We start from the raw sequence: 4,484 nt of genomic DNA, 5'->3' as shown, positions 1-4,484 counted from the left end.
GTCTTCCTGCACGCGGCATGGCTGGATCAGAGTTGCCTCCATTGTCCAATATTCCTCACTGCTGCCTCCCGTAGGAGTCTGGTCCGTGTCTCAGTACCAGTGTGGGGGATCCCCCTCTCAGGGCCCCTACCTATCGTTGCCATGGTGTGCCGTTACCACACCATCTAGCTAATAGGACGCATACTCATCTTTTACCGATAAATCTTTAATATAAATAACATGCGAAATTTATATACTATGGGGTATTATTCTTCATTTCTAAAGGCTATCCCCCTGTAAAAGGTAGATTGTATACGCGTTACGCACCCGTGCGCCACTCGTCAGCAAAAAAGCAAGCTCTTCCCTGTTACCGTTCGACTTGCATGTGTTAGGCCTGCCGCTAGCGTTCATCCTGAGCCAGGATCAAACTCTTCATCGTTAAATTTTTAAGTGTTTCCACTATTATTTTTAACAACTAATTCAGAATTTTCTTAGTCTCAATATGATTTATTCTCTTGTTCAAAATAATCGTTTCCAATTATTTCTTACGCTGTCAATTCAATATGTTAATGAACGTATTTTTTAAATTCTCTTAAGGCGTTTATCTCTTAAGCGGGTGCAAATATAAAAACACTTTTTTATTCTGCCAAAATAAAATAAAATTATTTTTAAATTTTATTTAATCTCTTCTTTCAATACCCTTTTTTGAACTTAATCAAAACTTATTTTAACCGTTTTGAGCGTGCAAATATAAAACCCTTTTGCTCTACTACAACTCTTTTTTTAAGTTTATTTTTTAATTGTTTCTTTCAGGATAGTAAACCGCTAGAATACAATATTTTAGCTAGAATTATTTTTAGAAAAAACTAAATATTCGTAAACTGAACTTCAAAAATATAGACTTCTTAAACATCAAATGAAGAGTTAATCTTTGTTTTTATACTAGTGTAGCTCATCAAGGTGAGATCCGTAAAACAACATAAAGTCTAATCTAAATTAATTTCTTTAATAAGAACATATATATATTGTATAAAAAATTGTTTTCCAATATCTTTGCAGCCTTAAATTTTTTAGATAAAATGATTAAAATTACTTTACCAGACGGAAGTATTAAAGAGTTTGAAGCAAACACAACACCTATAGATGTTGCCAAAAGCATTAGTCAGGGTTTGGCAAGAAATGTAATCTCTGCCAATTTTAATGGACAAACAATCGAAACCACCACTCCATTAACTTCAGATGGTGCTTTAATTTTACATACTTTTAATGATGATGCCGGCAAAAAAGCATTCTGGCATTCCTCTGCTCATGTTTTGGCAGAAGCAATTTTAAGTTTTCATCCAAACGCCAAGCTAACGATTGGCCCTGCTATTGAGAATGGATTTTATTATGATATAGATTTAGACGAAGAAACGATTTCTGAAAACGATTTTAAGAAACTAGAAGCTAAATTTTTAGAAATAGCGCGCGGGAAACATAAGTTTACAATGCGTGAAGTTTCAAAGGCCGATGCTTTGTCATTATACAATAACGAAAACAATCCTTATAAGGTTGAGTTAATTGAAAATTTAACAGATGGCGAAATCACCTTTTGTGATCATAGTAATTTTACTGATTTATGTAGAGGAGGTCACATACCCAACACCGGAATTATTAAGGCTGTAAAAATAATAAATGTTGCTGGTGCTTATTGGCGAGGAGATGAGAAAAACAATCAGCTGACTCGTGTTTACGGAATCAGTTTCCCGAAGCAAAAGTTACTCACCGAATATTTAGAATTATTAGAAGAAGCAAAAAAACGCGATCACAGAAAATTAGGAAAAGAGCTTGAGCTTTTTACATTTTCAAGAAAAGTTGGCCAAGGTCTTCCACTATGGTTACCAAAAGGAGCCGCATTAAGAGAGCGTCTTGAAAACTTTCTTAAAGCTGCTCAGAAAAAAGCTGGCTATGAAATGGTTGTAACACCTCATATTGGTCAGAAAGAGCTATATGTAACTTCAGGACATTATGCAAAATATGGCGAAGACAGTTTTCAACCCATAAATACACCTGCTGAAGGAGAAGAATTTTTATTAAAACCCATGAACTGCCCTCATCATTGTGAGATATATAATGCTAGACCTTTTTCATATAAAGAATTACCCAAACGTTATGCGGAATTTGGGACTGTTTATAGGTATGAGCAAAGTGGCGAATTACATGGCTTAACGCGTGTTAGAGGTTTCACACAAGATGATGCACATATCTTCTGTACACCTGACCAACTTGATAAAGAGTTTAAAGACGTCATTGATTTAGTTCTTTATGTTTTTGGTTCTCTCGGGTTTGAAAATTTCACTGCCCAAGTTTCTATTCGTGACCCAAAAAATCCCGATAAATATATAGGTAGTCTTGAAAATTGGGAAAAAGCTGAAAATGCAATTCTCAACGCTGCTAAAGATAAAGGACTTAACTATGTTGTTGAAGAAGGAGAAGCAGCTTTTTATGGACCAAAATTAGATTTTATGGTTAAGGATGCTTTGGGTAGACAATGGCAATTGGGTACTATTCAAGTAGATTACAACCTTCCTGAGCGTTTTGATTTAACTTACAAAGGTAGCGATAATGAATTGCACAGACCTGTAATGATACATCGTGCACCTTTTGGAAGCATGGAGCGTTTTGTAGCCATTTTACTAGAACATACAGGTGGAAACTTCCCTCTGTGGTTAATGCCTGAACAAGCTATTGTATTATCTATCAGTGAGAAATATGAGAAATACGCTGAAAAAGTTTTAAATTTGCTAGAAAATTACGAAATTCGCGCCCTCGCAGACAATAGAAATGAAACTGTAGGTAAGAAAATACGTGAAGCTGAAATGCAAAAGTTTCCGTTTATGATTATTGTCGGCGAACAAGAAGAGAAAGACAATACAATAACCGTAAGGGCTCACGGAGGTGAAGACCTTGGCACAATAAGTGTACAAGCCTTTTCGGAAATAGTAAAAAAACAAGTAAATGAAAGTCTAAAGACTTTCAAATAAATAAATGTTTAACTAAAATTTATTAGCCATAGCAATTCGTAGAAGAAGAAATTACAGCAGACGTGTAGTCCAAGAGGATAAACACAGAATTAACGGAAAAATTAGAGCCGAAGAGGTAAGACTCGTAGGTGATAATGTAGAAATAGGTATCTATCCTACAAAAAAGGCCTTTGCCATAGCAGATGAACAAGGATTAGATTTAGTAGAAATTTCACCTAACGCCAAGCCTCCTGTCTGTAAAGTTATGGACTATAAAAAGTTTCTTTACGAACAAAAGAAACGAGAAAAAGCGTTAAAATCTAAAGCAACCAAAGTTGTAGTCAAAGAAATTAGGTTTGGACCACAAACTGATGATCATGATTATGAGTTTAAAAAGAAACATGCTGAGAAGTTTTTAAAAGATGGTGCAAAGCTAAAAGCTTTTGTATTCTTTAAAGGACGATCTATCGTGTTTAAAGAGCAAGGTCAAATATTATTATTAAGACTCGCTCAAGATTTAGAGGAATTTGGAAAAGTAGAACAAATGCCAAAACTGGAAGGCAAACGTATGATTATGTTTATTGCTCCAAAGAAAAACAAATAAGTCACGCCGTCGTTAAAGTATGGTGTATTAAAAATAAAGCGAAACGTAAATTAAAACTAGGAGAAAATGCCTAAAATGAAAACTAAATCGAGTGCTAAGAAACGTTTCAAACTAACTGGCACTGGTAAGATTAAAAGAAAGCATGCTTTTAAGAGTCATATATTGACAAAAAAATCTAAAAAGCGTAAGCTTAAGTTAACTCATGATGGTTTGGTACACAAATCAGATGAGGATAACATTAAAACAATGTTACGTTTAAAGTAATGATGTTTTAATCGGTTAAAATAATTTATAAACCCTGGAGTTAGGCAAAACTATTTAGAAAGTACCACATTGGTCGCCTACTACAAAAAACAATTAATGAAATGCCAAGATCAGTAAATTCAGTTGCGAAGAGAGCTAGAAGAAAAAAAGTTCTTAAGCAAGCAAAAGGATACTGGGGAAGACGTAAAAACGTCTGGACAGTAGCAAAAAACGCGGTAGACAAAGCGATGCAATATTCGTACAGAGACCGCAGAAACAAAAAAAGAACATTTCGTGCGTTATGGATTATGCGTATTAATGCTGGTGCAAGACAACATGGAATGAGCTATTCAAAATTCATGGGAAAATTAAAAGCTAATAATATTGAATTGAATCGTAAGGTTCTTGCAGATTTAGCTATGAATAATCCTGCGGCTTTTGAAGCAATAGTAAACAAAGTTAAATAAGGCTTTTAGCCAAATTAATAACAACATTTCGCTCAGAAAAACCCAACTCATAAGAGTTGGGTTTTTTGTTTTCATACGAATAAATTATGTTTAAAGTTCATGTTTTCAACATTTTAGATTAAACTGCTAAGAATCCCTTTTAGGTAAAATTTTCATACACATGCTTTAATGCAATACTCTTTTGTACTT

General features: G+C 34.3%; 4 protein-coding genes and 1 rRNA gene. 4 read left to right on the top strand and 1 reads right to left on the bottom strand.

The window, feature by feature from the left end:
• Positions 1-418 (bottom strand): 16S ribosomal RNA (locus HKP48_RS08795); the annotation flags it as partial.
• Between the two features lie 640 nt (positions 419-1,058).
• On the opposite strand from HKP48_RS08795, the gene thrS reads away from it, so the two are divergent.
• From thrS to rplT, 4 genes are all read left to right on the top strand, one after another.
• Positions 1,059-3,002: a threonine--tRNA ligase gene (gene thrS / locus HKP48_RS08790; protein ID WP_296344945.1), complete on the top strand. Its 1,944-nt coding sequence runs from the start codon at positions 1,059-1,061 to the stop codon at positions 3,000-3,002.
• 28 nt (positions 3,003-3,030) lie between these two features.
• A complete protein-coding gene (infC, locus tag HKP48_RS08785; RefSeq protein WP_296344947.1) occupies positions 3,031-3,585 on the top strand; it encodes a translation initiation factor IF-3 in 555 nt (184 codons plus the stop codon).
• A gap of 66 nt (positions 3,586-3,651) precedes the next feature.
• Positions 3,652-3,849, top strand: a complete 198-nt coding sequence (gene rpmI, locus HKP48_RS08780) for a 50S ribosomal protein L35 (protein WP_045468309.1) — start codon at positions 3,652-3,654, stop codon at positions 3,847-3,849.
• Between the two features lie 101 nt (positions 3,850-3,950).
• Complete coding sequence (gene rplT / locus HKP48_RS08775; RefSeq protein ID WP_296344942.1) at positions 3,951-4,295, top strand: 50S ribosomal protein L20; 345 nt, start codon at positions 3,951-3,953, stop codon at positions 4,293-4,295.
• The last annotated feature ends 189 nt before the right edge of the window (positions 4,296-4,484 follow it).

Source organism: Winogradskyella sp. (genome assembly GCF_013042245.1).
Taxonomy (GTDB): Bacteria; Bacteroidota; Bacteroidia; order Flavobacteriales; family Flavobacteriaceae; genus Winogradskyella.
The sequence above is the reverse complement of the archived record's forward strand: the minus strand, read 5'-3'. Positions and strand labels throughout refer to the sequence as shown.